Origin of the sequence: Catenovulum agarivorans YM01 (genome assembly GCF_000281085.1) — a bacterium.
In the GTDB taxonomy this organism is placed as follows: domain Bacteria; phylum Pseudomonadota; class Gammaproteobacteria; order Enterobacterales; family Alteromonadaceae; genus Catenovulum; species Catenovulum agarivorans.
This window is the reverse complement of the sequence record NZ_JH767533.1, coordinates 112,410-138,319: the sequence shown is the minus strand read 5'-3', so window position 1 is coordinate 138,319 and position 25,910 is coordinate 112,410. Positions and strand designations below refer to the sequence as shown.

The following is a 25,910-nucleotide window of genomic DNA, read 5'->3' as shown; positions in this document are numbered from 1 at the left end:
ATTTATTCTGGTAAAGCGACTATATCACCTAACTTCAATGCTTTTTTTGTATCAGTCACCAGTGCATAACTCAATTCATTATAAGTTTTAAATACCACTAAATTGCCGACAGCTTCAAAAGGCATTTCATAATCACTAAACGGATTAAATTGGTGGAAAAACTGACTAAAACGACCGGCATCTTCTGTATACACAGGTTGGTCATCATCCATAATTATATCTGGGCTTTGACGATAAACGCCTAGAACATGCCCCGGCTTTAGACCTTGTTTTGTTCCCGAGTTAATCACTACAACTTCGAGTTTGCTAAATTCGGATAAACCGCTAGAGGAAGTTAAAATTTTCGCATCTATTGCTTGCTCTGGAATGGTCAGGGTAAAAGTTGCTGGTAAAGATTGATCTGTTAACAAAGACAAAAGTTTATCGCCAGAACGTACTTCACTCTTACTAGTCACTAGGCGTAAACGAGCAGGATGATCTTTCTCTTCATCTTCACTACTTAATACCCGCGCCGTACCTGTCAGTTTAAGTTCCTGAGCATTACTAGAGAAGAAACCTGTATCGTACTCTCTTATTTTGCGGTAAACACCGTACAATTTGCCAGCGTCTAACTCACCGGTTGCGTAAATTAAATCACCTTTCACTTTATTTTTGGTATTAGTCTCACCACCAATCACCATAGACGCAGAGTCGAACTCGTTTTCAAACAAGGTTCGTTCGTAATTCAAATAAGGTGTAATGACATTTAACGGTAGTGTTGCGATAGCTTCGTAGCGTTTGTATTGAATACGTTTAGACGGTGATAGCTTAATAACATTGTTGTTTGCAGCGGTTTTAACCACTAGCTTAGGTTGACCTTGTTCATCGTAAATCAGCGCCAATAAATCACCAGGGTAAATTAAATGCGGATTTTCGATTTGTGGATTCATACCCCAGAGCTTTGGCCACTTCCATGGTGAATTTAAAAATAAAGCGGAAATATCCCATAGCGTATCACCCTTTTTCACCACATATTCTTGCGGAGCATCGTCGCGAATTTTCAAAACATCAGCAAATGATTGTGTTGCCACGATAAACATGCATAAAAAGCTAAATTTAAAATATTTATACATACTGCGTCCTTGTGTGACGAATTATTATGAATATGCGTCTAATAGTTATAAAATGTCTATTAAGTAAGTATAGCATTACAGCATAACTTAAAATTTACACAAAAGTAGTTAAAATTACATAATATTATGGCGATTTATCAAGTATTAAAATTCCCAGATGAGCGATTGCGCACAGTTGCTCGTCCGGTTGAAAAAGTTACCGACGAAATTAAAACAATTTGTGATGACATGGTTGCAACCATGTATGAGTCACAAGGTGTTGGTTTAGCATCCACTCAAGTAGATGTTATTCACAGAATTTTTGTCGCCGATTGCAGTGAAGAGCAAAACGACCCAAAAGTTTTTATCAATCCTGAAATTGTTGAAGCACAAGGCCATCGCATTCACGAAGAAGGCTGTTTGTCTTTCCCGGGTGTTTACGCCAAAGTTGAACGTGCTGATGTAGTAACAGTCAAGGCGTTAGATAAAAACGGAGAAGAGTTTAGTTTAAAAGCGGATGGTTTAATGGCGATTTGTATTCAACATGAATTAGATCATTTAAACGGCAAGCTGTTTGTTGACTATTTGTCGCCACTAAAACGACAAATGATCAAAAAGAAACTAGAGAAAGAAGCTAAACTTGCAGCTAAAAACGCTAAATAAAAAGGTACAGTTTTGTCATTAAAAATTATCTTTGCTGGCACACCTGACTTTGCCGCACAGCATTTAGCTGCATTATTGTCATCTGAGCATGAAATCATTGCTGTATATACCCAACCGGACAGACCTGCTGGACGCGGAAAGAAGTTGCAAGCATCAGCGGTGAAACAACTGGCGTCAGAAAATAACCTGCCCGTGTTTCAGCCAGAATCGTTAAAAGACGCGAATGCACAACAGCAACTTGCCGAGTTAAATGCTGATTTAATGGTGGTGGTTGCTTATGGTTTGTTATTACCGCAAGTCGTGTTAGACACACCAAGATTAGGCTGCATTAATGTGCATGGTTCGTTATTACCTAAATGGCGTGGTGCCGCGCCTATTCAACGTTCAATTTGGGCAGGTGATGAATACGCTGGTGTGACTATAATGCAGATGGATATTGGCCTAGACACAGGTGATATGCTGTTAAAAGCACAGATAAAAATAGCTGAGCAAGATACCTCGGCAACTTTATACAACAAACTAGCTGAGTTAGGTCCACAAGCTTTAATTGATTGTATACAAAAAATTGAAGCTGGCACGGCAGTGGCTGAAGCCCAAGACGACAGCCAAGCAAGTTATGCCAAAAAACTCAGCAAAGAAGAAGCTTTGATTGATTGGCAGTTACCAGCTGCTCAGCTTGAACGCAACATTCGCGCTTTTAACCCTTGGCCTATGGCATTTTTTAACTGCAATAACCAAGCAATTAAAGTGCATAAAGCACAAGTATTAAGCTCAGATAAGCAACTACCTGTTGGCACAATAGTGCAAGCAGATAAAAGTGGTATTGATGTGCAAACTTCTGATGGCATTTTACGTTTGCTCGAATTGCAATTACCGGGTAAAAAACCACTAGCAGTTGCAGATATATTGAATGGCCGTGCAGACTGGTTTCAACAAGGAAGACAATTGTGCTAAATACTCGCGCGCTCAGTGCGCAAATTATCTATGCGGTATTAGACGAGCAAAAATCGTTAACCGCTTGTCTCGCGCAATTGCCTAAAGATTTATCCGCTTCGCAAAAAGGGCAAATTCAAGATTTTTGTTATGGCTGTTTACGCCAGTTTCCAAAACTGAATAGATTGATTAATCAGCTCTGCCATACCAAGTTAAAACCAGAGCTTAATCAATTGCGTTATTTATTGGCTGTTGGTATCTATCAATTACTTGATGAAAAAGCAGCAGAGCATGCTGCGATAGACGAAACCGTTGAAGCCAGCAAACAAATGGGTTTGTATGCATTTACTAACATGATAAATGCGATATTACGGGAGTTTCAGCGTGTGCGTGAAACTTTAGCTTTAGATAATCCACAAGATGTGCAAGCTACCCATCCGAACTGGTTGGTCAAACAATTAAAACAAGCTTATCCCAAAGGCTTTAAAAAAATAATCGCGGCTAATTTGCAACAAGCGCCTATGTGGCTGCGTATCAATCAGCAACAGTATGCAGATGCACAGAGTTATTATGCACTGTTACAACAGGCTGAAATTAATTTTGTTGCCGACAAAAAGAATCCGCACAGTATTAAATTAGAAACTCCGATAGCCGTTGATAAGCTACCAAACTTTTTTGATGGTGCTTGCACAGTACAAGACGCTGCTGCGCAAAATGCCGCGCGTTTATTACAACCACAAGACGGTGAACGCATATTAGATGCTTGTGCCGCACCAGGTGGAAAAACCACGCATATTTTGGAGTTAGCCCCAAAAGCTCAAGTAGATGCACTAGATATTGAAGTTGAGCGACTTGAACGTGTTGACCAAAACCTTGAACGGCTTAATCAACAAGCACATGTGATTGCAGGTGATGCCAGTGAACCACAACAATGGTGGGATGGTATTTTATACGATCGTATCTTATTAGATGCACCATGCTCAGCAACAGGCGTGATTCGTCGTCATCCTGATATTTTATATCTACGCCGCGAAGATGATATTCAGCAGCTTGCACAACTGCAGCACAAAATACTCAAACAAATGTGGCAAATACTTAAACCTGGTGGCACTTTAGTCTATGCAACTTGTTCGGTATTACCGCAAGAAAACAAACAACAGATCAGCCAATTTTTAGCACAAACATCGGACGCAGAGTTACAAAGTATTTTTGCTTCGGATACTCCGGCTGATCCAGGTTGGCAAATATTGCCAAACCAACAAAACATGGACGGCTTTTATTACGCTGTATTGAAAAAACAAGCATAAATACAAAAACCAGGGTAAATCAGCACAATTATGAAAATAATTATCTTAGGCGCAGGCCAAGTGGGCGCAACACTAGCGGAAAACTTAGTTGGCGAACACAAAAGTAAAAACGACATCACTTTAGTCGATGCTGATGCAATGCGTTTACGTGAATTGCAAGATAAGCTCGACATTCAAGTGATAGTTGGCCAAGCAAGCCACCCAGATGTTTTGAAAAAAGCCGGCGCTGAAGATGCTGATTTATTGGTCGCGGTAACTAACAGTGACGAAACCAATATGGTCGCCTGCCAAGTTGCTTATACCCTATTCCATACACCAAATAAAATTGCACGTATTCGCTCAGAACAATATACCAAATACCGCACTCAGTTATTCCACGATCACGACATGCCGGTGGATAACATTATCTCGCCTGAGCAGTTAGTAACTAAATATATTAAGCGGCTAATTGACTACCCAGGCGCTTTACAAGTTATGGGTTTTGCTGGCGGTAAAGCCAGTTTAGTTGCGGTAAAAGCTTATTATGGTGGTATGTTGGTAGGCCATGCGTTATCTGCGTTACGTGAACATATGCCAAACGTAGATACTCGTGTTGCGGCAATTTATCGTCAAGGTCGCCCTATTCGCCCGCTCGGCACAACAGTGATTGAAGCAGATGATGAAGTATTTTTTATTGCCGCGACCAAGCATATTCGAGCAGTCATGAGCGAATTACAAAAACTCGAGGCTTCGTACAAACGCATTATGATAGCTGGTGGTGGTAATATAGGTGCAGGTTTAGCTCGCCAGTTAGAAAGCACGCATAAAGTAAAACTGATTGAACGCAACCCTGAGCGCGCCGCGCATTTATCGGAAAATTTAGAAAACACTATCGTCTTTTGTGGTGATGCGGCTGATCCAGAATTACTCAATGAAGAACATATAGAACAAGTTGATGTATTTATTGCAGTTACCAACGACGACGAAGCTAATATTATGGCGGCCATGCTCGCCAAACGTTTAGGCGCGCAAAAAACTATGGTGCTAATTCAGCATACGGCTTATGTTGATTTAGTCCAAGGTGGTGAAATTGATATCGCCATTTCACCGCAACAAGCAACCATTTCAGCATTATTAACTTATGTGCGTAAAGGCGACATAGTTAATGTATATTCTTTACGCCGCGGCGCTGCTGAAGCAATAGAAGCAATCGCACATGGTGATAAAGAAACCTCAAAAGTAGTCGGCCGGCAAATTAAAGATATCAAACTACCACCTGGTACAACCATAGGTGCTGTAGTGCGTAAAGACGAAGTGATTATTGCGCATAACAGCACAGTGATTGAATCAAACGACCATGTGATTTTATTTTTAGTTGAGAAAAAGTACGTTAGTGAAGTAGAAAAACTCTTCCAGCCAACGGCGCTGTTTTTCTAATTTAAAAACTATGACCGCCAAAATGTCGGGGTAAACAGTACCAATAAAGTAAATATCTCTAGTCGGCCAAATAACATAGCAACCACTAAAATCTGTTTGGCGGTATCAGGAATATTGCCAAAGTGTGCAGCCACTTCACCTAAACCTGGGCCTAGGTTATTTAAACAGGCTGCGGTCGCTGAGAACGCGGTTAGGTCATTCATGCCCGTAGCCATTAGGCTTATCATAGTTATTACAAAAACTAACGCATAAGCAGAGAAGAATCCCCAAATTGCATCAACTACTTTATCTGGTAATGCGCGGCGACCTAACTTAATTGAGAATACAGCTTTTGGGTGAACTAAACGGTTAAGCTCACGCACACCTTGCAAATATAACAAGACCACACGCACCACTTTTAAACCACCACCAGTTGAACCGGCGCAGCCACCAATAAAGCTGGCGAAGAGTAATAAAATAGGTAAAAACAGTGGCCAATCGGCAAATGAGTCAGTGGCAAAACCTGCGGTTGTGCTAATAGATACAGCTTGAAATGCCGCTTGGTTAAAGGCTGTTTCTGCTGTGTCGTACACTTGATGCTGCCAGAGTACGGTGAAACACAACAAAGTCAGTGCAAGCTGAATTAATAAAAATATTTTAAATTCAGGATCTTTAAAATAATTAAAAATTGAACGGGTTTTAACTACACCATAATGCAGTGCAAAGTTAACCCCAGAGATCAATAAAAACACCACACAAATCCAGTTTATAACTGGGTTATCGAAATAACCTAAGCTGGCATCATGGGTAGAAAAACCACCTATAGCTATAGTTGAAAACGAATGACAGATAGCATCAAAAAAAGTCATGCCCGCAGCCCAATAGGCACCGGCACACGCAAGAGTTAAAGTTAGATAGATATACCACAAGTGTTTAGCTGTATCGGCAATGCGCGGGGTCATTTTTGAATCTTTAACTGGCCCAGGCGTTTCCGCTCGGTATAACTGCAAACCACCGACACCTAACATAGGTAAAATCGCCACAGCCAAAACAATTATCCCCATACCACCTAACCATTGCAGTTGTTGACGGTAAAACAATACAGCTTTCGGATAAAAATCTAGGCCGGTTAAAACGGTTGCCCCAGTGGTGGTTAAACCAGAAAAACTTTCAAATATAGCGTCCGTCATACTAATCGACGGTGCACTCATAAAAGCAAATGGCAATGAACCGGCAAGTCCCAGTACTGTCCAAAACAATACAACAATTAAAAAGCCTTCTCGTGCTTTTAGTTCACTCACTTCTTGGCGGTTTGGGTACCACATCACCAAGCCAATTAAAAAGCTCGCAACAAATGCTAAAACAAAAGCTAAACCACCACCGTCTTTATAAATCAGTGAAACTAACGCTGGTGGCAACATAGTAAAACTAAATATACCGACCAAAATGCCTAATATTCTTATTATCGCGCGATATTTCATGGTTAGCTGAGGTTCACTTTTGTAGTTTTTGCAAGCTAAGCTGCATATCCTTTAATTTGTTAGCGAAATTCTCGCTGTTCGTAGCATCAAGTGCAAGCAACAATCGAACATTATCTGCATAGTTTGTTTCAATAATTAATCCATCATGTTGTTTTAACCAATATTGGATTTGATCAAACTGATGATATTCGCAGGTTAATTGATACTCCTGCCGAATGACTTTTTCTATGGTTGGCAAAGTTTCCAGCGCAAGTTTCACCCCGCCAGCATAAGCTTTAACTAAGCCGCCCGTGCCGAGTTTAACCCCACCAAAATAACGGATAGATATAGCTAATACTTCACCTAAACCTGAACCTTGTAAAACCGCCAACATAGGTTTGCCAGCTGTACCTGAAGGTTCACCATCATCAGAAAAACCATATTCATTGGAATTAGACGGCGCGCCAGCAACAAAAGCCGAACAATGATGACGTGCATCTGGGTAAGCAGCTTTTTGTTGTTGAATAATTTGTTTGGCGTGATTGCTATCTTGCACAGGAAAAACCTGCGTAATAAAACGACTGTTTTTAATCACTTCTTCAACTTGATGGAACTGTGCTGGCACTGGATAAACGGACATAAAACTAGAGTTTTGTTTGCTGTTGTAATAACAAATTCATAATTTGCCTATTGTAACCTATCGATAAATATTCGACACTCTTTACACTTTGTCATTTAGAGCTAAACCAATATAAATTGCGATAATCAGCTGGAGATACAAGCCATTTAGGCAAGGCAAGTTGGCACAGGCATAGTGGTTCTATGTCAAGCCGACTTAACGCAGAATCAATGGCTTTTAGCCCAGCCTTTCAGGAGCCTCACAGACAGTCCACTTCTGTGTTGTATCAATTTGAAAGGTGGCTACATTCCTGCAATGATACGCCTTGAATTGAACTGTCTGCGATGGCTCTGATACTCGCAATTTATATTGATTTAGCTCTACCAAACTACACAAATTCACCATGAATAGCACATCTGAAAATCAAACGACTCATTCTCAGCAAACCAATAACACACATAAACCAAATGGTGCAGGTTTTGCCCGAGTGATCAAAGCTGCAAGTTGTTCGTTTAAAGGTTTAAAAGCCGCGTTTAAACACGAAGCTGCATTTAGGCAAGAGTTAGTTTTGGTCTTTTTACTGATTCCTGTGGCATTTTTTACCAGTGAATCACTTAGTCGTTTTGTCGCTTTAGTATCTGTATTGATTTTAGTACTGATTGTTGAATTGCTGAATTCAGCGATAGAAGCAACCGTAGATAGAATTGGCTTAGAACACCATAAATTAGCGGGTCGCGCCAAAGATATGGCTTCTGCGGCTGTAGCCTTAAGTTTATTAACAGCGCTAATTGTCTGGGGTGGACATTTGTATTTAACTTTGTTTTATTAATTCAACCAAGCTTAACTAGCCAACTTTTTTGCCACAGTAAGTTGTTCGCTAATCACAGTAAACAACTGCTCGCGCTCAAAGGGTTTGCCTATATGTGCATTCATGCCAGCTTGAATACATTGCTCAACTTCAGCAGGCATTACATGCGCTGTCATAGCTATGATAGGCAATTGTTCTGAAGGATACTGTTGTCGTATCACTTTAGTCGCTTCAATCCCATCCATCTCAGGCATTTGAATATCCATCAAGACAATATCGACACTGTCATCAATTAGCTCAAGCGCTTGCTTGCCATTGAGCGCATGAATCACTTGAATACCTACCTGCTCTAATAAAGCTTTGGCTATTTCTGCATTAATTTCATTATCTTCGGCCAACAATAATTTACACTGCAGCAATTGATTGTCAGCTTGTATCGCTTCGTTGTGATTATTCGGCAACGGCTGCTTAGCGGCAAATTCGCGAATATTTTGTAGAGTATAGGGTTTAACTAGATACTGTTGCACTTGCAGCTTGTGCAACGCACCGGTCGACTCCGCATTTAACTGTGCAAGTATCAGGACAATTTTGTCGGTCGACAGCTGAGTACGACGAATAAAAGCTTCAATTTGCGCAATACCAAATGACAAATCAATAAACACCAATTGGTAATCATAACTAACAAACTCATCTGCTAATTCATAAACTCTGTGAGTAGCAAAAGCACTACTCGCGTATTGCTGGAAAATAACTTGTTCAACTTCATCACGAATAATCGAGGCAACAGCAATCGCTTGTAAAGGTCGCGACTTAGGTTGTTCAGCTATTTGCATAACCAGCGAAAAATAAAACGAGCTGCCATTGGCAGGTTCACTGTTTATTTTTATTTCACCACCCATAAGTTTGACTAAATTCTGGCTAATCGCCAAACCTAAACCCGTGCCGCCATACTTGCGAGACGTTGAACCATCAGCTTGGCTAAACGCGGCAAATAAAGCTTGCTGCTGCGCTAAAGAAATACCAATACCAGTATCTTTTACCTTAAATTCAACTGTTACTTGCTGCGGTTTATTCGACGCCACTAAGCTGACTTGCAAAATGACATGACCTTTTTCAGTGAACTTAATTGCATTTGACAATAAATTCACCAAAACCTGATGCAAACGAATAGAATCGCCCAACAATTTAGGTAAAGGTCTGCCCCCTAAATCAAACAGTAACAATACTTCTTCTTTTAAATTAAAGTGACCAATAGAAGCCGCGACCCCCTGAGCTACCTCATCTAAACATAAGCTTTCATAAACCAGAGATAATTTACCCGCCTCTATTTTTGAATAATCTAAAATATCGTTAATCACGTGCAGTAGGTTATCTGCAGACAATTTGATTTTGCGTAAATAGGCTGCTTGGGTTGAGTTTAATTCGGTTTGCAGCGTTAAATCAGCCAAACCTAGAATGCCATTCATCGGCGTGCGAATTTCATGTGACATATTGGCTAAAAACTGTGATTTAGCTTTATTAGCAGCTTCAGCTTGAGTTTTTGCTTGTTGTAATGTTTCAGCAAACTGCAATTGCTCGGTAACATCTTTAACAACAGCGACCGCAATATCACTTTCAGGTATCTCAATACGGCTGAGCTGCACTTCCACTTGGCGCACTTGCCCGTTTGCTAGCTTATGTTCAAATACCACTGCAGTCTCAGGTGCATTTAAGCAGACAAGATAGTCAGCTAACTCGGCGCTGCCAAAATGTTGAATTGATTTGTCCCTCAAGGTTTGTGCGCTAAAACCGTAATATTGCAGTGCCGCAGGATTAAATTCGAGAATTTTGCCGGATTCACAATCAAACAACATCATAATAGTGTGATTGTCTTCAAAAATTGCCCGCAAGCGTTTTTCTGACAACAACAACTCTCGTTGATAACGCTTTTGTTGAAAACGGCTTTTGTTAAAATAAACAAGAATGAAGGTAACCGTGCACAAAATCCCCACAGTGCTCCACACATGCGCAATCGGCAATAACTTAATTCCCCAACCACCTTTTGGATATGCCGCAATATACCAATGGCCATGAGGCAAATTAACCCGCGTGACCAAAACATCGTCTTTGGCAAACAATGCAGGCTCACCAAAAAATACTTTGCCATTTTTGCCTGCTGCCGAATCGCCGCGAATCGCGATATCAAGTTTTGTGTGATTAACAATGCCAGCTTGGGTTAATAGCTTGTCTATATCAATTACAACCGAAACTAACCCCCACAATTCATCAGTTTCAGCAGAAAATACCGGTTCGCGCGCAATAATGGCCATGCCACCTTGCACCAAAGTTAATGGCCCAGCGATCACTACGTTATTTTCAGCGATTGCTCGTAGCGCTGCGTCTCTTTGAGCTGTATTTTTGCGGTAATCTAACCCAAGTGCAGCTTCATTACCTTTCATTGGATGAATCAAATTAATAACTAAATCTTTTGCTGCGCCTATATTTCTAACATGGTTGTCACTGGTTAATAACTGTTTTACAAATTGGGAAAACTCAGCCTGATTCAGCTTAGGGTTAATTGCTATGTAACTACGAACACTGCGAGTAACCAATAAATCTTTGGCAAGGGCACTTTCTAAATTTGCTCTAACAAACGACAGAGTTTCATTAAACTCTACACGTTTAGTGTCATAATTCTTGTCAAAATTAAATCGGGCTAACCAGATCGAAAGCAAGATTATAGCTACCGAGCAGCTAATCAAAATGCCGATAAAAGACCAACTGCACCAATCATTTTTAGTTTGAGCTTGATTAAATGGTTGCACACAAACGCCTGAAACTAAGTTAAACGAACTAAATACATAACTAAATTTAGTTCATGATAAGACTTTTACCTGTAATTATAGGTAAACAAGGCAAATAATTGTTGAGCTAGAGCAAATGAATGGCACATCAAGGTTTTTAGTTACAATCTTTCGTGTAAAATAGCGGAAATAATTGCGTTGTGGGTTAGAATACGCAAAAATTTTGTCAAATTAATTATTAAACGAGAATCAAGCCATGAAAAAAAGTGCAATTGCATTCGCCATGTTGGTTGGATTAACCTCAACCTCATATGCAACGACTATTGCCGGTGATGCTGAAGCTGGTAAAGCAAAGTCGGCGACATGTGCTGCTTGTCACAGTGCAGACGGTAACAGCATGATCACGACCTATCCAAAAATTGCAGGTCAAAGCGCTGAATACCTATACAAACAATTACAAGATTTTAAAGCGGGTGCAACTAGTGGCCGTAACAATGCCGTTATGGGTGGCATGGTAGCAGCTTTGTCTGATCAAGATATGAAAGACTTAGCCGTATACTTCTCACAACAAACGATTAAAGCAGGCTCAACACCTGAAGATTTAGTTGCCAAAGGACAAAAATTATATCGTGCTGGTAATCCTGATAAAGGTATTACTGCATGTACAGCTTGTCATGGCCCACAAGGTGCAGGCATGCCATTAGCGGGTTTTCCTGCATTGTCAGGCCAACACGCTGATTACACAGCATTACAGTTAAAAGCATTCCGAGATGGCCAAAGAAGCAACGACCTAAACGGTATTATGCAAGCTATCGCAGAAAAATTATCAGATAAAGATATCGAAGCTTTATCACACTATGTAAGTGGCTTACACTAAGTCAACATAATATTTGTGTGGCAGTAACCAAACTGTCACACTTTTTAAATCCTTCTGTAACCAAAATCTCTCATTATACATAGCACAAACTTGTGAGATATCTCCCACAAAACCTGTAATACATTTGCGTATAATAAAATCAACAACAAAGATAACTATATGTTTAATAAGAGGTTTTATTAAACCCCAAAAACATCGGTCATTTTTTACTCGTTAATGGGTTGTAAATAACCAATGAAAGCTTAAAGTATTGCCCAGCTATAGGACATAGCGTCAACAGTCAATTTGCTAAAACAGGACAGCGTTTGGTAAGGAAACTAGTTAAGGAAATCTTAAAAACAAAGTGGATTTTGAGCCATACACGGATGGTAACTTAAAGTTAGGATGGACAAGTGGCTAGGATTAAACGGATTAGCCAAAAATGTGAATGATTCACTCAAATAATATCAAGGAAGCATTAAATAACAATTGGAATATGTGAGACTGGGAAGGTCTGTAATTCAGATGGATTGAGCGCTCGGGATGTGTAAGGTTATTAAACCTTCAAAATATTTAGGCGGCCTAGGCCGCTTTTATTTTTTCTGCCACTTTTGTGCATATCGCACACATGATAAAATTCCCCACTTATTAACTTAGATTTATAGTCTTCATTAGGGCTGCTCCATGACTCGCATTAAAAAATCTCGTAAAACGGGACCTATTGGCCAAATTAAAAGTGGCAATATCAAAACTTCGTCGGCCAAAGAACGTAAAAAACAAGTGCGTAAAGGGCAAAAATCAGGCAGCCGTCATTCACAAGCAGCCGAAGAAGCTCGAACAGGCCAAACAAGCAATAAAGATCCACGTATTGGTAGCACTAAAGCCGTGTCTTTGGTTGCACCTAACCAGCAGCCAGTTGAAAAAATAACGGCTAAAACTAAACCAATCATTAAACAAATCAGTAATAAACCTATAGTTGAACCAACTGAAGCTTGGTTAGCTGAGTTAGAGCAAATTGAAAACGACTTACGTTTGCAAGACTTAATGGCACAGTTGGATGAAGGTGAAACTTTGCCAGCAAACGATCAAGCTTACTTCAACAAAAAAATGGCTCGTCACCAATTTTTAATTGAAAAATTAGGTTTAGATACAGATGAAGACGATGACGCTTTGTTTGATGAGTTTGAAAACAGTAAATATGATTTTGAGTAAATTATGTCTGTAGTAACAATAATTTTAATCACCCTCGCCTTGTTAATTTTAGCTGGTTTAAGTTTTTACGCTGGCAAGTTGTTAATGCAAGTAAAACAGCAACAGCAGCAAGCTGAACAACAAAAGCAAAAAATTAAAACCGACAGAGATAATCGACTAATTGAAAGCATTCAAACCATTAGCCATGCAATGGAATCTGAGCAATGTGAAATTAGTGAAGGCGCTTTAAGATTAGCAGTTTTATTTGATCACTTATCAAATGCCCAACAAATTAATTACCCAAAAAAGTATCCTGCAATTCATGCGCTTAATGACAAAATCAAACATTTTGCCATATTAGAAGAACGGAAAAAGCTCGAGAAAAAAGAGCGTATGCGTCAAGACTTTCAGCGATTACAAGCCGAAGCTGAATATAAAGAATTGGTTTTGGCCGAAGCAATTGAGTTAAAAGGCTTTAATCTAAATAGCTAATATCCTCATCATTTAACAGTGCCAGAATAGCTAAAACGGACTAGACTATACACAATACTTGCAGATTATATCTTGGGTATTCACAGCACAAGGGAAGATAATTGATGACAACTCTAGCACACCAGGTAATAGAATTAGGGATCAAATTACGCATGGAAGGCAAACTAGTTGAGCGAGCTTCTTTCGCTCAACTAACGACCCCAGATAAACTGTCTGAATGTATTCAAATTTGGCAAGACTTTATCGCCCAGCCAGCGCAAACACAACAAAGCCAATTAAATAGTAAACTCGCAGAAAGTCTACAAATAGCCTTTAGCGACATTATTCAACAAGTTGAACAACACACCTTACTTGCGCAAAGGCATGCAGAAACACGTTTGGAATCACTCAACCTCGCATTAAACGAATATAAAAGTGAATCCTTCGCACAACAAGCTGAGCTAACCCAACAGCTTAGAGAGCTTAAACAGCAAGTAAATGAATACAAACAAGCTTTAACGCAAAAAGAACAAAGTTACGATTTATTGTTTAACCAAGCAGAACAAAGCCGCCATTTACTTGATCAAAAAGAAGAAGAAAACCGCACCCTGTGGCGAAAATTAGGTGAGCAAATTAATCAAACAGATGAGTTAAAAGTCCAGCTAGCCGAATCGCATAGCGAACAACAAACAAGTCACCAAGGTATTCAAAGACAATTTAAGCAAACCGAAGATGAACTGGTTAATCAAATTAAACAAAAAAGCCAGTTGCTTAATGAGCAATATCAGCAAACACGCCAGGCGGAACAGGAAAACCGCCAGCTCAGTGAAACCTTAACTAAAGTACGCCAACAATTGACTCAACAGATTACTGATCTCACCAATGACAAAAACACTTTTGAACAACTATTAAACGAAGAAAAAGACAAAAACATAGTTGCAGATAAAGCTTTAGTCGAGGCAAATAAACAACATCATCACCAGTTACAAAAATTACAAGATGAAATCAAACAACAAAAATCAGCGCATATCCAGCTAACAGAACAACACGAAACGCTACAACAACAATACAATGATGCAATTCAACAGCAAGATAAACAGCATCAGCAGGCTCAACAAAAACTCGCCGAAACCCAAGCTAACTTAGACGAGATATCTCAAGAGCTAAATATCAAAACAGCTTTATTATTGGAAAGTGAAGAGCAAAACAAGCAGTTACACAGCCAATTTCGTAGCCAACTAGAGCAAGTAGAACAAAATCATAATAGAAAAAACGAAGAGCTAGTTTACCAATTGACTGATTTACAAAAACGTAACCGTCAATTAGAAGACAAAATAGATGAGCTTAAACAAGCTCAGGATAACCAACAACAGCAACAGCAACAGCAATTGCGACAAGCAGAGCAAGACTATCAAAACATCAAAGGTATGCTCAGCCAAGCAGACAAAGAACTCAACCAAACCAAGAAAAAATACCAAGAGTTAGCGTTTGAGCGAGACAACAAACAACAAGAAATTACCGCATTACAGGCTAAAATTCAGCTACAGCAACAGAAATATCAAAAAGATGATATGCACGCACGTGATATTATCAAAAGCCTCAGAGACGAGTTGCATCAGTTAACCGATAGCTATCAGCAACTGCAGCATGACAGCCAAGAGCAATTAACTGAATATAGGCTTAAGTTTGAATATGCGCAGCAACAATTACTGAAATTATCAGACACTGAAGCCAGTTAATCCAACTGGCTCAGTTTCGTTTAACTAAGAGAGCTATTTTAACGATGCGTAATACGCAGCTAAATTAGCAATGTCTTGGTCGTTTAGCGCAGCAGCCATACCAGCCATAATCGCCGCTTGCCCACCTTTGCGTTCACCACTTTTGTATGCACGCAATGATGACTCTAAATAAGGCGCATTTTGCCCAGCTAAGTTAGGATAGGTTGGGATCATAGCTTTGCCTTCAGCACCATGACAAGCAGCACACATAGCCGCTTTTGCTTTGCCAGCTTCAATATCACCAGCTGATACATTAAAAGCGACAGTTACCAGTGGTAGCACGGCTAAGATTAATTTTTTCATTTATATGTCTCCGTAAAAATATGCTCAATACAATTTATACCGCTAATTGTTTGACTGATACTTTGTTTTAGCTCAAACTTTTTGTTTTATACAATAAGTATTAACGCATCTAAAAGCACTTTAGGTCACCTACTTGGAATAATTCTACAATCTATGCAAAAACCTTCTACTTTTGCCCGTATCCGCGCACTTAAACCCAAACAACAAATTGCATTCAACCAAATGTTAATTGAGCGTATGTTACCTAACTTTCAGTTATACACTGAATTATCTGAACAAGGTGATTATTCTGCATTACAAACTGTTAGTGATCTAATATGGCAAAGTTTATACAGCAAAGGATTTAAAGTCGATGTGCAGTTACAACAACAAAAAGTTGAAGAACAAATCCCAGCGGAAGCGGAATCTGAAAGTTTAGGTTTATACGCGGCAATAGATGCAGGCATGGCACTGATTGCTAATTTATCTTTGTTAGATAAAAACAATGAATTTAAAAACAAAGAAGTCACTCTACCGTCGGTATTGTCGCAAGGCACAATCGAACGCATGCTGATAACCAGTGCCGAAGTAGAAAACAGTAAAGAAGCAATTGCTCATCCACATATGCAGTGGGAAATAGAAACACAAAACGAGTTTTTAGACCAAATTGAACAAAGTGATCAATTGGATAAGAACCGCTGCCAGCAGCTTAAAAGTTTTGCACTGCAAGACGGTATGACCAACTTAGGGATTGAGTTTTAACCAATAGGCGGGATTATCCAAGGGTGTTTTTTCCGGCAAATTTGGATTATCTAGATAGATAAATCTTTTGTTTTGCCATTTTTTTAATGGAAATAACTTATGTGTAAGCGGGTGCTGTTCTAATAAAGTTCGATAGCTGCCATCCGCTAGCGCGCGTTCAAAACCGAGCTGTAACGCCTGCGCCAGTTCAACATCGTCTTTACGCACAAACAAATAGGCTGGGAAGGGATAATAAATAATAGGATCATCAACCAAAGTAAAATCGGCAAACCTTTCTTTTAGGACTGATAGTTCAAACTCCCCTTCAAATATACCGCGGGGGAAATACACGCAACGATCAGCATCAAGCATCTTTAAAATAAACTCATAATGGCTCACTCTTAATACTGAAAAACCGTTATGTTCTAAAATATCAGAATCAGCCCAAATGCTACCTTGGCACAAAGGTAGCGCTTTAAGCTGTTTAATATCAGCATTGCGCAATAAAGTTAAGTTTTTTTCTTTTACAATTGAAACTCTATGTCCCAATAGACCAGCAAACAAAGGAATACGTATGGGTAAAAAAGACTGCTCTAGCCTTTCACTGGTGCCAAAATAGTTAACATCAAAAAAGCCACGCTCAAGATAACTTTCAAAGTTCATCAATTGCTTATCAGTGATTTCTACTTGCTCAATTTGAAAAAGCTTTTGTTGCTCGGGTAATTTGGCAATAAACAAAGTGACAGCATCAACCAAAAAACGTTCAGCAAATTGGGCGTCTGCGGTTGGTTTACGCACTTTGACATAACGCATATCTTGCGCATAAGCCAAGTTAGTCAAAGATAAACTAAATAGTAATAGATAACAGAGAAAATAAGGTCGCATGACACTGTAAAAGTTAAGAACGAACAATTACAAATGTAGGCTAGGATCTGCTAAGTTGCAAAGGTGATTATTGGCGCTTGACGCTGGTTAACCAACTAATTAAAGCTACAATTAGCAGGCTAGCTGACAACCATAACTCATCTTTAAAACAATAAACCAACACAGCAGAAATAGCGGCTACATGGCCAATTTGCGGCAATACGCTTGGTTTATGGTTACGCTCTTGCAGAGCCTCAATTAATAAGCTCTGTTGGTGTTGCAGTTCTCTGTGACTATGCAGTGCATCGTAAACTAAATCAGGTAACTCAGGTAATTTCTCACCCCAGTATGGCGCATTTTCTTTGACCGAATTGATAATGGCGCCAAAACCAACTTGTTGTTTTACCCAATTTTCTAAGAAAGGTTTAGCGGTTTTCCACAAATCCAGCTGTGGATATAACTGGCGGCCTAAACCTTCGATATAAAGTAAAGTTTTTTGCAACAAGACCAATTGCGGCTGCACTTCCATTTGGAATCGACGCGCGGTATTAAACAAATTTAACAACACATTACCAAAAGAGATTTCCGCCAATGGTTTTTCGAAAATAGGCTCACACACAGTGCGAATAGCAAATTCAAAATCTTCTACATTGGTGTCACGCGGCACCCAACCTGAATCAACGTGCAGCTCTGCTACTTTGCGATAATCACGGTTAAAAAACGCAATAAAGTTATCGGCCAAATAGCGTTTATCATCTTTATTTAGCGTACCAACAATTCCGCAGTCTATGCCTATGTACATAGGGTCTTCTGGGTGTTCTTTCGACACAAAAATATTGCCTGGGTGCATGTCGGCATGGAAAAAACTATCACGAAATACTTGGGTAAAAAATATCTCAACACCACGCTCGGCCAATAACTGCATATTGGTGCCTTGCGCTCTTAATGCTTCAACATCCCCTACCGGAATGCCATAAATGCGCTCCATTACCATGACATTATTGCGGCATAAATCAGAATACACAGCAGGAATATACAGTTGTTTCGAGTCAGCAAAGTTGCGTTTAAGTTGAATACTGTTGGCCGCTTCACGCATTAGATCAAGCTCGTCGAACAAGGTTTTTTCGTATTCTTTTACCACTTCAACAGGGCGTAAACGGCGACCGTCTGGTAGAATTTTCGCTAATACACTTGCCATAGTTTTCATTAGCTCTACGTCTGCTCGCATGGTTTCGGCAATACCAGGACGTATCACCTTAATGACTATGTCTGAATGCGCAAACGGGCTATCTTCATGTAACTGCGCCGCATGTACTTGTGCAATAGAAGCAGAAGCCAAAGGCTCTATTTCAAAATGGGCTAAATAGTCATCGAGAGAATCAATTTTCCAAGCTTGTTCTATTAGTTTTTTCGCTTGTTCACCATCAAATGGACTAACTTGGTCTTGGAGTAATTTAAGCTCGTTGGCAAACTCGGCTGGCAATAAATCTCGCCGAGTAGATAACATTTGGCCAAATTTAACAAATACAGGTCCTAGCGATTGCAGCGCTAAACGCAAGCGAACTTCAACTGGTTTGTCCGCATGGCGGTTGTACAACCAAAAAGCACTGAGGCGAGCTAATTTAAAATACCAACGCTGAAAACGCTGTGGAATTAAATCGTCTAAACCATAAGTTAATAAAGTTTTTAGGATGATATAAAAACGCCATAAACTCACAGTTGTTCCACCTTTTGGATTAATTGTTGTAAACGCGCTTCAAAGCGGTCGGTATCTTGTCTAAGTTGTTTAACTTGTTCGGTAAAATCAGCCACTTCAATTGGATGTGGCGCAAGTTTTTTTTCATCCCAAACAATATTAACTAAAGCGCGTTGCTGGTTAGCAAGCTGCTTTTGCGCAAGTTCAAAGGTTTGTTGACCAGCTTCTGAAATTTTGTGCGCAACCGGCCCTGATGTCACACTTGCTAGCACGTCTTGCCAATGGACTAAACTTGATTTCAGCCAGTCAGCATAGGTTTGTGCAAGCTGCACATCACCTTCTATATCCAACTCACCTTGTTTAATCAGCTTAGTAATTTGTGCGGGTTGCTGTAGTTGATATAAACCAGACAGGGTGCAGCTGATAGTGCAATCAGCTTGGTCATTTGCTGGCGACCAAACACTAACTAAACCTTGGTAATCGTCTGCGCCTTGTTGCACATGCATTTGCAACTCGAGTTTTAAATCAGTAATTTTAATCACAAATTGTTTGCCTAATAATGGTTTAGGCACATTTTGTTGTACGCCAGTTTGGCGTAACCAATAGTTGATACTATGTTCAACTAAACCACTGATTAAACTCGCAGTTGGCATTAAAATTTATATCCTTTGTGCAGTGCAACAATACCGCCGGTTAAGTTTTGGTAAGTGACCTCTTCAAAACCAACCTGCTCCATCATGCCTTTTAACGTTTCTTGGTCTGGATGCATACGAATAGATTCAGCCAAATAACGGTAACTTTCAGCATCATTGGTGATCATCTGCCCCATGCTTGGCAAAATATTAAATGAGTACCAATCGTAAATTTTACTGAAAGTTTCATTCACTGGTTTAGAAAACTCTAACACCAACAAACGGCCACCCGGCTTTAATACGCGGAAGATAGAAGCAAGCGCGGCGTCTTTATCTGTTACATTACGCAAACCAAAAGCGATAGTCACCACATCAAATTGATTATCCGCAAACGGCAAACATTCGGCATTTGCTTGCACATATTCAACATTGCCGACTATGCCCATATCACGTAATTTATCGCGACCAACATTGAGCATAGACTCATTAATATCCGACAAAATAACTTGGCCAGTTTCACCAACAATACGAGAAAACTTAGCGGTTAGATCGCCTGTGCCACCGGCTAAATCTAATACTTTGTTGCCAGTACGAACACCACTGCAAGCTATGGTATGACGCTTCCATAACCTGTGCACACCACCTGACATTAAGTCGTTCATAATGTCGTATTTAGCCGCAACTGAGTGAAAAACTTCGGCTACTTTGTGTACTTTCTCGTCTTTGTCGACTGTCTGAAAACCAAAATGCGTTTGGTTGTCTGATTTATCCATTTTATCTGTCATAAATCTATATTGAATTAGCTCGCAAAATTTGCCGTTAGTGTACCTGATTTTGTCGCTTAAGGTGAATTTAGTTTTGGTAAAAACTGCGCTAAATCAAAGGCGATTTAACCTGATTAATTTGTTGTCAATTGTTACCCCTACAAGACATTTGTTAAATAAAAGTGTAACTTTACCCTTTAAATGATTGGATATTTTGAGAAGTAATATGCGCAAACTAAGTGTAATCGCCCTAATTGCATGGGCTAGTTTATGGCAAGGTGCCCATGCAACTGTGGTGTTAGTAGAAACCAATTTGGGTGATTTTGAAATAAACCTCTACGACGATACAACACCGAAAACGGTCGAAAACTTTTTATCTTATGTAAACAGTGGTGCGTACGAACAAACCGCGATACATAGACTGGTTAAAGGTTTTGTAATGCAAACCGGCGGTTATTACTTGGGTGAGGATAATTTATTGGCTGCAGTGGAAACAGATCCTGCAGTAGAAAATGAACCTGTTTATTCAAATGTCCGTGGCACCATAGCTATGGCAAAACTCGGTGGTGATGCTAATTCAGCAACCAGCCAATGGTTTATTAATTTAGCAGACAATAGTGGGAACTTAGACGCACAAAATGGTGGTTTTACCGTTTTTGGTCAAGTAACAGGCACAGGCATGGAAATCATAGATGCAATCGCCGCCCAACCAAATTATTACTTAAACAGTACTTTTGCTCAGACGCCAGTCAAAGACTATACAGAAGCAGACGAAGCGGCTGAAACACCAATAACCGTTGATAATCTAATCTATATAGAACAAATTACTATCGTTAATACGGAAACTAACACAGCAATAAAATTAACCCGCCCACTAACAACTTATGAGCAAACTGAGCAGCCGACAGACGGTAACTCAGCTTCAGGTTCAAGCGGTGGCGCATTCAGTTATGCTTGGTTATTGTTTGCAGCAGCAATAAGTTTATTTAGACGTAAATAATAGGTCAAATAAATTCAGCCTAATGGGCCGAAAACTGTATACTAGGCGGCAAGTTAATTTAGTTTGATTTGCCGCATGTTCACCTTTGAAAACATAAATAAAGACACCTACCGCCAACACCTTAACCGCGTAATTATCAGCTGCATTATTGCACTTACAGCGCTCAGTTTAGGCATAGCCCAATTGTTAATTCAGCTTTTTCCAGACGCCGACGGCAGCCATTTTCATTGGAATTTATTCGGTGTGATAGTTGGCTGTATTGTGGTTGGCATAACACTCAACAAATACAAATCACACCCTTATATGCATGAAGTTTATTACGTATGGCGGTTAAAAAAGCAACTTAACTATATTACCCGCAAACGTACTAAACTGAACAAGGCTGTTGAGGCTGGTGACGTTAAAGCCATGCAAATTATGTATTTTTATTATCAAGGCTGTCGCCGCTTATGGTTGTTAGATGACAATACAATCACTATGGAAGAATTATCTAAATGGCAAACTGAATTAGAAGCACAAGCGCGCAACAAACGCGTAGAGTTAAAAAAAGAGTCATTTGATAAGGAAGAGTTGGTTGAATATTGAAACACAAACTACCTAAACCAGCCTTCAAACTGCTCTAAATTAAACTCAGCTTGATAAACAAATTCAGCAGTTTGGCTTTCTCCTGCGGCAAAAGCCAATAAAGCAGGTGGACCAAATAGATTATGTTGGCTTAAAAAGCTTTGTTTTGCTTGGGTCATTTCTGTTAGGTCTAGTTGTAAAAATTGATAGTCTGGGTAATCTGCTGGGTTTAATTTAGCGAATACTTCATCTTCTATCACTAAACAACTAACACACCAATCTGCGTATAAATCGACGATAGATTTTTTACCGTTTGAGTTAACCAATAAAGTTTCCAGCTCGGCAACCGACTGCACTCGTTTAAATACAGATGCATGTTGTGCCGGTGCAGCACCCGAGCTAACCGCATAGGTTTGTTGATAATTGTGATAAAAGTAGAAGACACCAGCCAATAACAATACCCAAGCGAAAAACTGTGTGTTTTTAGCTTTTGCTGTATTGTCTGTTTGCAATAAACCTAAATGCACAGCCGCCCACACCAGCAATAAAGCATATAAAGCTGCACTGACAATAGATGGCAATAAACGCTCCACCACCCAGATTGCCATGCCGAGCATGATCACACCAAACAATTGTTTAACGCGGATCATCCAACCACCCGTTTGTGGCAACCAACCACCTAAACCAGCACCGACCAATAACAAGGGTAAACCCATACCCAAACTCATCACCAATAAAGCACCGCCACCTAAAACCGCATCGCCAGTGGTCGAGATATATACTAACGCACTAGCAAGTGGTGCAGACACACAAGGTGATAGCGCCAAAGCCGATACACCACCAGCAATATAAGTCGCAATTAAACCTTTTTTATTTTGCCCTGTTTGCTGCAATTTACTTTGCCAAGATGCTGGTAACTGCAACTCGTACAAACCAAACATAGACAAAGCGAGTAATACAAAAATAATCGCAAAAGATATGGCTAACCAAGGCGCCTGCAAATAAAGCTGTACATTAAATTGCGCGCCAAAAAAGCCAACTAATACACCACTCAAGGTATAAAAAGTTGCCATGCCCAGCACATAAAACAAGGATAAAACTAAACTGCTTTTTACATGGGTAGATTTTTGGCTGCTAATAATCGAACTTAAAATAGGTACCATAGGCAGCACACAAGGTGTGAGTGATAAACCTAAACCTAAAACAAAAAAGCTTAATAAGGTTAACCACACACTGCTTTGGTCAAAATAACCCAACAGCCCAGATGAATTGTTTGCAGAATTTGTTGAAGGTGTTTGTGTTGCTTGCACAGAGCCTTGCGCTGACCCGCTACTGTCGCTAGCGCTGGCAACCGCCAACAAGGGGATTTCTTTTAATACCGGTGGATAACATAAACCAGCATCAGCACAGCCTTGGTAAGTCACCAACAGGGTATCGGTTTGCACACCGGATAGATCAAGTTTTGCTTGCAGCTGGTCACGAAAAACAGTCACTAAACCAAAATACTCGTCGTGTTTCTCTTTGCCTTGTTGAACAAAGCTTATGCTTAGTTCTTGTTTGTCTGCTTTTGCTCGAGTTTTATCTTTATATAAGTAGTAGCCTTCGTGGATTTGCCAAGTTAACGAAAGTTGGTTTCCTTGCTGATTAAAATCAAATTGGAAAGCTTGCTCAACTGGTAAAAATTCGTCATCTTGCTGCAAGTCAGAAAAATTAAACGCCCAAGCAGATGTAGAAAACAATAACCACAAACAGACAATTTGAAAACAACGCACAGATAAACTCCCACTGGCTTTAATTTGTTAATGTGTAAACTAAAGGTTTGAAGACTAAGACCCAACAAACAACCAAATAATTTCAATTAACCAAAAATCAAAGATTTGAGTTTGCTCAAAACACCTGGCGCTTTAATACCAGCAGGATCTTGCGCAACAAAAATGCGTAAACTGGCAGGCGCTCCAGGCCCCCAAGGCCACCAAGCCAACATAAGCTTTTGGTCGATATCTAAACCGCTAAATAAAAACTGATCTTTTTCCATTTTGGCAAAAACGCCCGCACCCAGCTTAACTAAATCCGGTGCTTTTTTAATATTATCTCTGTCCCATTTATGCTGAAATTCAGCTTCTAACCAAGGCAAAATAATCTCAAATAAAGGTTTAGGTACTTCTGCCATCAAAGCGTTAAATCTATTATCTTGCTGCCAGTTAAGCTCGTCAGGTAATTTATCTATCAGCGGTTGTGCCAGTTGGTTTAAATCGATTTGCGTATTATTAGTTTCCGACATTTCAGCGTCCTTTATTTGATTTAGCTATTACTTGAGTTTACTGCATTTATCGCACATGCTTAACTAATAATTAGTTGACCAAATATAAGTATTTGTTTTGTTGCTGCGATCCCTTTTGTTACTACTTGTGCTTGGAGGCCATGCCAACGCGGTAGAAAAAGCCGCCAAAGCACAACCAGCGTTAAATAGCATTCACCTAACCCTAGGGCATTATGGTGAACATCTTGCGGCTGTGCAAAAAATATTTAAAAGCCCATGTGAAGATAACCAAGATTACTACCAAAATAACAATCAAGTTGCGATGGAAAGTTTATTATTTTGCCAAGCATTAGTCGCAGCTGGTTATCGTCCAATTATTAAAGTAAAACCCTACCCTATTCAGCACAGACTAAACTTAGAAATAAACAAAGGAAATATTGTTTCTGCAGGTTTAACTTTTTGGTCGCATCAACATAACAAAACATACAGTTACCAATCGCAGGCGCTTGTTGCCACAGGTCAGTTTGAGAAGGGGTTATATGTATTGGCTGACAATAAACAACTGCAAGCTATTAGTGACTTATCTAACATTCGACAGCTAGTGGGTGTTACCAACAGAACTTGGGTAAATGATTTAAGTGCGCATCAATGTATTGGCAGTCCAACAATTTCAGCGCCCTCGTTTCCACAAATGTTTCGTATGATAGCAGCAGGCCGCGCCGATTATTTACTAACGACTTTTTCTACTCAAGCTGACTTAGCGCAAGATCACCACGGGGTAAAACTTAAACCCATTAAGAATGTAAAAGTTGTGTTTGATGAATCGCTGCATTTTTTAGTCTCCAAAAAACATCCACAAGGAACTGAGTTGGCCGAAGCACTCAATATTGGCTTAACTAAGTTAAATAACGCAGGAACTATTCAACAAGCTTATCACGCTGTTGGATTTTATTTAGATAAAGTCAAAGATTGGCAAATCATCCCTTGCCAGCAACAATAAATTGTCAGACAAAGAATAGTCTCGACAAACCCTACGGCTGCCTAACAACTGCAACAGTATATTCTCAATATCATTAACCTCAGCTAAAAATCATAATTCGCAACAAAATTTACTATAAAACCACTAAAAAGTTGATCAATTGTTTTATACCTGTTAATTTTTGACTTACATATTGGTAAATCAAATTGTAATACCAATCTATCAATATGGAATTTGTTGGTGGAACCTAAAAATAATTAGAGTTCCAAATTAGCAAACAAAAACTTTCGGTACACACACATGAAAATAATCAAAACCCTTAGTTGGGCAGCTCTCGCATTAACCGCAACAACATACTCACATGCAAATACTTTAAACATTGATAGCGCAGAAGATTGGGGTGAAGGCCATGCAAGTTATCCGGCATCAAACGTAATTGATGGCAGCTTAGCTTGGGCATCACGCTGGGCGGCATCTGGTTCACCAGTAAACTTACAATTTAATTTAGATTCAGTGCAAACTGTTACTGAAGTAGGTGTTTCTTGGGGTAATGGTGGTGATCAAACTCATACATTCGAAATTTGGGCACGCGCAGCAACCAGTGGCTCTTGGACTAAAGTGTATGACAGTGTTAGCTCAGGCACCACTTCAAGCATTGAAGTTTACGATATTGATGATATAGATGCTCGCCAAATCCGCATAAAAACCTTTGAAAACAGTGCAGGTTCAACTTGGACCAATATTAAAGAAGTTGAATTGTATGGCACAGGCGG

25 protein-coding genes are annotated in these 25,910 nt (G+C 39.7%); 14 read left to right on the top strand and 11 right to left on the bottom strand.

The genetic code is table 11. The features are described 5' to 3' along the window. Window positions 1–2: 2 nt before the first annotated feature. On the bottom strand, window positions 3–1,112 hold the full coding sequence (locus WSC_RS0116290) for a LysM peptidoglycan-binding domain-containing protein (RefSeq protein WP_016957014.1): 1,110 nt from the start codon (window positions 1,110–1,112) through the stop codon (window positions 3–5). Window positions 1,113–1,238: 126 nt separating this feature from the next. On the opposite strand from WSC_RS0116290, the gene def reads away from it, so the two are divergent. The 4 genes from def to trkA are packed head-to-tail and all read left to right on the top strand — an operon-like array spanning window position 1,239 to window position 5,410. Next, window positions 1,239–1,754, top strand: a complete 516-nt coding sequence (def, locus tag WSC_RS0116285) for a peptide deformylase (protein ID WP_016957013.1) — start codon at window positions 1,239–1,241, stop codon at window positions 1,752–1,754. Window positions 1,755–1,766: 12 nt separating this feature from the next. Further along, entirely contained in the window at window positions 1,767–2,708 is a 942-nt protein-coding gene (fmt, locus tag WSC_RS0116280; protein ID WP_016957012.1) for a methionyl-tRNA formyltransferase, read from the top strand. Then, window positions 2,702–3,994, top strand: coding sequence for a 16S rRNA (cytosine(967)-C(5))-methyltransferase RsmB (gene rsmB, locus WSC_RS0116275; protein WP_016957011.1), 1,293 nt, complete (start codon window positions 2,702–2,704; stop codon window positions 3,992–3,994). Before fmt ends, rsmB begins: the two co-directional genes overlap by 7 nt. A 30-nt stretch (window positions 3,995–4,024) precedes the next feature. Then, on the top strand, window positions 4,025–5,410 hold the full coding sequence (gene trkA, locus WSC_RS0116270) for a Trk system potassium transporter TrkA (protein WP_016957010.1): 1,386 nt from the start codon (window positions 4,025–4,027) through the stop codon (window positions 5,408–5,410). A gap of 8 nt (window positions 5,411–5,418) precedes the next feature. On the opposite strand, the gene WSC_RS0116265 is transcribed toward trkA, so the two are convergent. Together WSC_RS0116265 and WSC_RS0116260 are read right to left on the bottom strand one after the other, a co-directional pair. Next, a complete protein-coding gene (locus tag WSC_RS0116265) occupies window positions 5,419–6,870 on the bottom strand; it encodes a TrkH family potassium uptake protein (RefSeq protein ID WP_026016899.1) in 1,452 nt (483 codons plus the stop codon). 13 nt (window positions 6,871–6,883) lie between these two features. Next, the gene (locus WSC_RS0116260) at window positions 6,884–7,489 is read right to left on the bottom strand and encodes a YigZ family protein (protein ID WP_016957008.1); all 606 of its coding nucleotides are present in this window, start codon (window positions 7,487–7,489) and stop codon (window positions 6,884–6,886) included. Between the two features lie 382 nt (window positions 7,490–7,871). On the opposite strand from WSC_RS0116260, the gene WSC_RS0116255 reads away from it, so the two are divergent. After that, a complete protein-coding gene (locus WSC_RS0116255; protein WP_016957007.1) occupies window positions 7,872–8,297 on the top strand; it encodes a diacylglycerol kinase in 426 nt (141 codons plus the stop codon). An 11-nt stretch (window positions 8,298–8,308) separates the two neighbouring features. On the opposite strand, the gene WSC_RS0116250 is transcribed toward WSC_RS0116255, so the two are convergent. Then, window positions 8,309–10,990 carry a response regulator gene (locus WSC_RS0116250; protein WP_237716327.1) on the bottom strand — a complete coding sequence of 894 codons (2,682 nt, stop codon included), beginning with the start codon at window positions 10,988–10,990 and terminating at the stop codon, window positions 8,309–8,311. 325 nt (window positions 10,991–11,315) lie between these two features. Between WSC_RS0116250 and WSC_RS0116245 the strand changes: the two genes are divergently transcribed. The 4 genes from WSC_RS0116245 to WSC_RS0116230 all read left to right on the top strand — a co-directional run bounded on the left by WSC_RS0116245 (window position 11,316) and on the right by WSC_RS0116230 (window position 15,316). After that, a complete protein-coding gene (locus WSC_RS0116245; protein ID WP_016957005.1) occupies window positions 11,316–11,936 on the top strand; it encodes a c-type cytochrome in 621 nt (206 codons plus the stop codon). Between the two features lie 663 nt (window positions 11,937–12,599). Then, window positions 12,600–13,127, top strand: coding sequence for a Der GTPase-activating protein YihI (gene yihI, locus WSC_RS23140; protein ID WP_016957004.1), 528 nt, complete (start codon window positions 12,600–12,602; stop codon window positions 13,125–13,127). Window positions 13,128–13,130: 3 nt separating this feature from the next. Next, window positions 13,131–13,598, top strand: coding sequence for a DUF2489 domain-containing protein (locus tag WSC_RS0116235; RefSeq protein WP_016957003.1), 468 nt, complete (start codon window positions 13,131–13,133; stop codon window positions 13,596–13,598). 104 nt (window positions 13,599–13,702) lie between these two features. After that, on the top strand, window positions 13,703–15,316 hold the full coding sequence (locus WSC_RS0116230; protein ID WP_016957002.1) for a coiled-coil domain-containing protein: 1,614 nt from the start codon (window positions 13,703–13,705) through the stop codon (window positions 15,314–15,316). A gap of 33 nt (window positions 15,317–15,349) precedes the next feature. On the opposite strand, the gene WSC_RS0116225 is transcribed toward WSC_RS0116230, so the two are convergent. Then, on the bottom strand, window positions 15,350–15,658 hold the full coding sequence (locus WSC_RS0116225; protein WP_016957001.1) for a c-type cytochrome: 309 nt from the start codon (window positions 15,656–15,658) through the stop codon (window positions 15,350–15,352). A gap of 153 nt (window positions 15,659–15,811) precedes the next feature. Between WSC_RS0116225 and WSC_RS0116220 the strand changes: the two genes are divergently transcribed. Beyond that, window positions 15,812–16,399, top strand: coding sequence for a YjaG family protein (locus WSC_RS0116220; protein ID WP_016957000.1), 588 nt, complete (start codon window positions 15,812–15,814; stop codon window positions 16,397–16,399). Here the strand turns inward: WSC_RS0116220 and WSC_RS23135 are convergent. The 4 genes from WSC_RS23135 to ubiE all read right to left on the bottom strand — a co-directional run bounded on the left by WSC_RS23135 (window position 16,382) and on the right by ubiE (window position 20,355). Beyond that, a complete protein-coding gene (locus WSC_RS23135; protein WP_016956999.1) occupies window positions 16,382–17,218 on the bottom strand; it encodes a type 2 periplasmic-binding domain-containing protein in 837 nt (278 codons plus the stop codon). The two genes, WSC_RS0116220 and WSC_RS23135, sit on opposite strands and share 18 nt — an antisense overlap. 112 nt (window positions 17,219–17,330) lie before the next feature. Further along, window positions 17,331–18,959 carry a ubiquinone biosynthesis regulatory protein kinase UbiB gene (gene ubiB, locus WSC_RS0116210; protein WP_016956998.1) on the bottom strand — a complete coding sequence of 543 codons (1,629 nt, stop codon included), beginning with the start codon at window positions 18,957–18,959 and terminating at the stop codon, window positions 17,331–17,333. Further along, window positions 18,956–19,591, bottom strand: coding sequence for a ubiquinone biosynthesis accessory factor UbiJ (locus WSC_RS0116205; protein WP_016956997.1), 636 nt, complete (start codon window positions 19,589–19,591; stop codon window positions 18,956–18,958). The genes ubiB and WSC_RS0116205 overlap by 4 nt, the downstream gene beginning before the upstream one ends. Continuing rightward, window positions 19,591–20,355 (bottom strand): bifunctional demethylmenaquinone methyltransferase/2-methoxy-6-polyprenyl-1,4-benzoquinol methylase UbiE, encoded by a 765-nt coding sequence (ubiE, locus tag WSC_RS0116200; RefSeq protein ID WP_016956996.1) that lies wholly within the window; start codon window positions 20,353–20,355, stop codon window positions 19,591–19,593. The genes WSC_RS0116205 and ubiE overlap by 1 nt, the downstream gene beginning before the upstream one ends. A 205-nt stretch (window positions 20,356–20,560) precedes the next feature. Here ubiE and WSC_RS23130 point away from each other — a divergent pair, with 205 nt between their 5' ends. Continuing rightward, window positions 20,561–21,334, top strand: a complete 774-nt coding sequence (locus WSC_RS23130) for a peptidylprolyl isomerase (RefSeq protein ID WP_016956995.1) — start codon at window positions 20,561–20,563, stop codon at window positions 21,332–21,334. Between the two features lie 75 nt (window positions 21,335–21,409). Then, the gene (locus tag WSC_RS0116190; RefSeq protein WP_016956994.1) at window positions 21,410–21,919 is read left to right on the top strand and encodes a DUF3087 domain-containing protein; all 510 of its coding nucleotides are present in this window, start codon (window positions 21,410–21,412) and stop codon (window positions 21,917–21,919) included. 8 nt (window positions 21,920–21,927) lie between these two features. Here WSC_RS0116190 and dsbD read toward each other — a convergent pair whose 3' ends face one another. Next, on the bottom strand, window positions 21,928–23,670 hold the full coding sequence (gene dsbD / locus WSC_RS0116185; RefSeq protein ID WP_016956993.1) for a protein-disulfide reductase DsbD: 1,743 nt from the start codon (window positions 23,668–23,670) through the stop codon (window positions 21,928–21,930). Window positions 23,671–23,756: 86 nt separating this feature from the next. Further along, window positions 23,757–24,179 (bottom strand): hypothetical protein, encoded by a 423-nt coding sequence (locus WSC_RS0116180; protein WP_016956992.1) that lies wholly within the window; start codon window positions 24,177–24,179, stop codon window positions 23,757–23,759. A gap of 115 nt (window positions 24,180–24,294) precedes the next feature. Here WSC_RS0116180 and WSC_RS24345 point away from each other — a divergent pair, with 115 nt between their 5' ends. Together WSC_RS24345 and WSC_RS23120 are read left to right on the top strand one after the other, a co-directional pair. Then, a complete protein-coding gene (locus WSC_RS24345) occupies window positions 24,295–25,158 on the top strand; it encodes a substrate-binding periplasmic protein (RefSeq protein WP_016956991.1) in 864 nt (287 codons plus the stop codon). A gap of 279 nt (window positions 25,159–25,437) precedes the next feature. Then, window positions 25,438–25,910, top strand: a 473-nt coding sequence (locus tag WSC_RS23120) for a discoidin domain-containing protein (protein ID WP_169315483.1), incomplete at its 3' end; no start/stop codon positions are given.

Excerpts from the sequence above, each read along its gene's own strand:
- WSC_RS0116290 (WP_016957014.1), bottom strand. The coding sequence starts at position 1,112 with ATGTATAAATATTTTAAATTTAGCTTTTTATGCATGTTTATCGTGGCA.
- def (WP_016957013.1), top strand. The coding sequence starts at position 1,239 with ATGGCGATTTATCAAGTATTAAAATTCCCAGATGAGCGATTGCGCACA.
- trkA (WP_016957010.1), top strand. The coding sequence starts at position 4,025 with ATGAAAATAATTATCTTAGGCGCAGGCCAAGTGGGCGCAACACTAGCG.
- WSC_RS0116265 (WP_026016899.1), bottom strand. The coding sequence starts at position 6,870 with ATGAAATATCGCGCGATAATAAGAATATTAGGCATTTTGGTCGGTATA.
- WSC_RS0116260 (WP_016957008.1), bottom strand. The coding sequence starts at position 7,489 with ATGTCCGTTTATCCAGTGCCAGCACAGTTCCATCAAGTTGAAGAAGTG.
- WSC_RS0116255 (WP_016957007.1), top strand. The coding sequence starts at position 7,872 with ATGAATAGCACATCTGAAAATCAAACGACTCATTCTCAGCAAACCAAT.
- WSC_RS0116245 (WP_016957005.1), top strand. The coding sequence starts at position 11,316 with ATGAAAAAAAGTGCAATTGCATTCGCCATGTTGGTTGGATTAACCTCA.
- yihI (WP_016957004.1), top strand. The coding sequence starts at position 12,600 with ATGACTCGCATTAAAAAATCTCGTAAAACGGGACCTATTGGCCAAATT.
- WSC_RS0116235 (WP_016957003.1), top strand. The coding sequence starts at position 13,131 with ATGTCTGTAGTAACAATAATTTTAATCACCCTCGCCTTGTTAATTTTA.
- WSC_RS0116230 (WP_016957002.1), top strand. The coding sequence starts at position 13,703 with ATGACAACTCTAGCACACCAGGTAATAGAATTAGGGATCAAATTACGC.
- WSC_RS0116225 (WP_016957001.1), bottom strand. The coding sequence starts at position 15,658 with ATGAAAAAATTAATCTTAGCCGTGCTACCACTGGTAACTGTCGCTTTT.
- WSC_RS0116220 (WP_016957000.1), top strand. The coding sequence starts at position 15,812 with ATGCAAAAACCTTCTACTTTTGCCCGTATCCGCGCACTTAAACCCAAA.
- WSC_RS0116205 (WP_016956997.1), bottom strand. The coding sequence starts at position 19,591 with ATGCCAACTGCGAGTTTAATCAGTGGTTTAGTTGAACATAGTATCAAC.
- ubiE (WP_016956996.1), bottom strand. The coding sequence starts at position 20,355 with ATGACAGATAAAATGGATAAATCAGACAACCAAACGCATTTTGGTTTT.
- WSC_RS23130 (WP_016956995.1), top strand. The coding sequence starts at position 20,561 with ATGCGCAAACTAAGTGTAATCGCCCTAATTGCATGGGCTAGTTTATGG.
- WSC_RS0116190 (WP_016956994.1), top strand. The coding sequence starts at position 21,410 with ATGTTCACCTTTGAAAACATAAATAAAGACACCTACCGCCAACACCTT.
- WSC_RS0116180 (WP_016956992.1), bottom strand. The coding sequence starts at position 24,179 with ATGTCGGAAACTAATAATACGCAAATCGATTTAAACCAACTGGCACAA.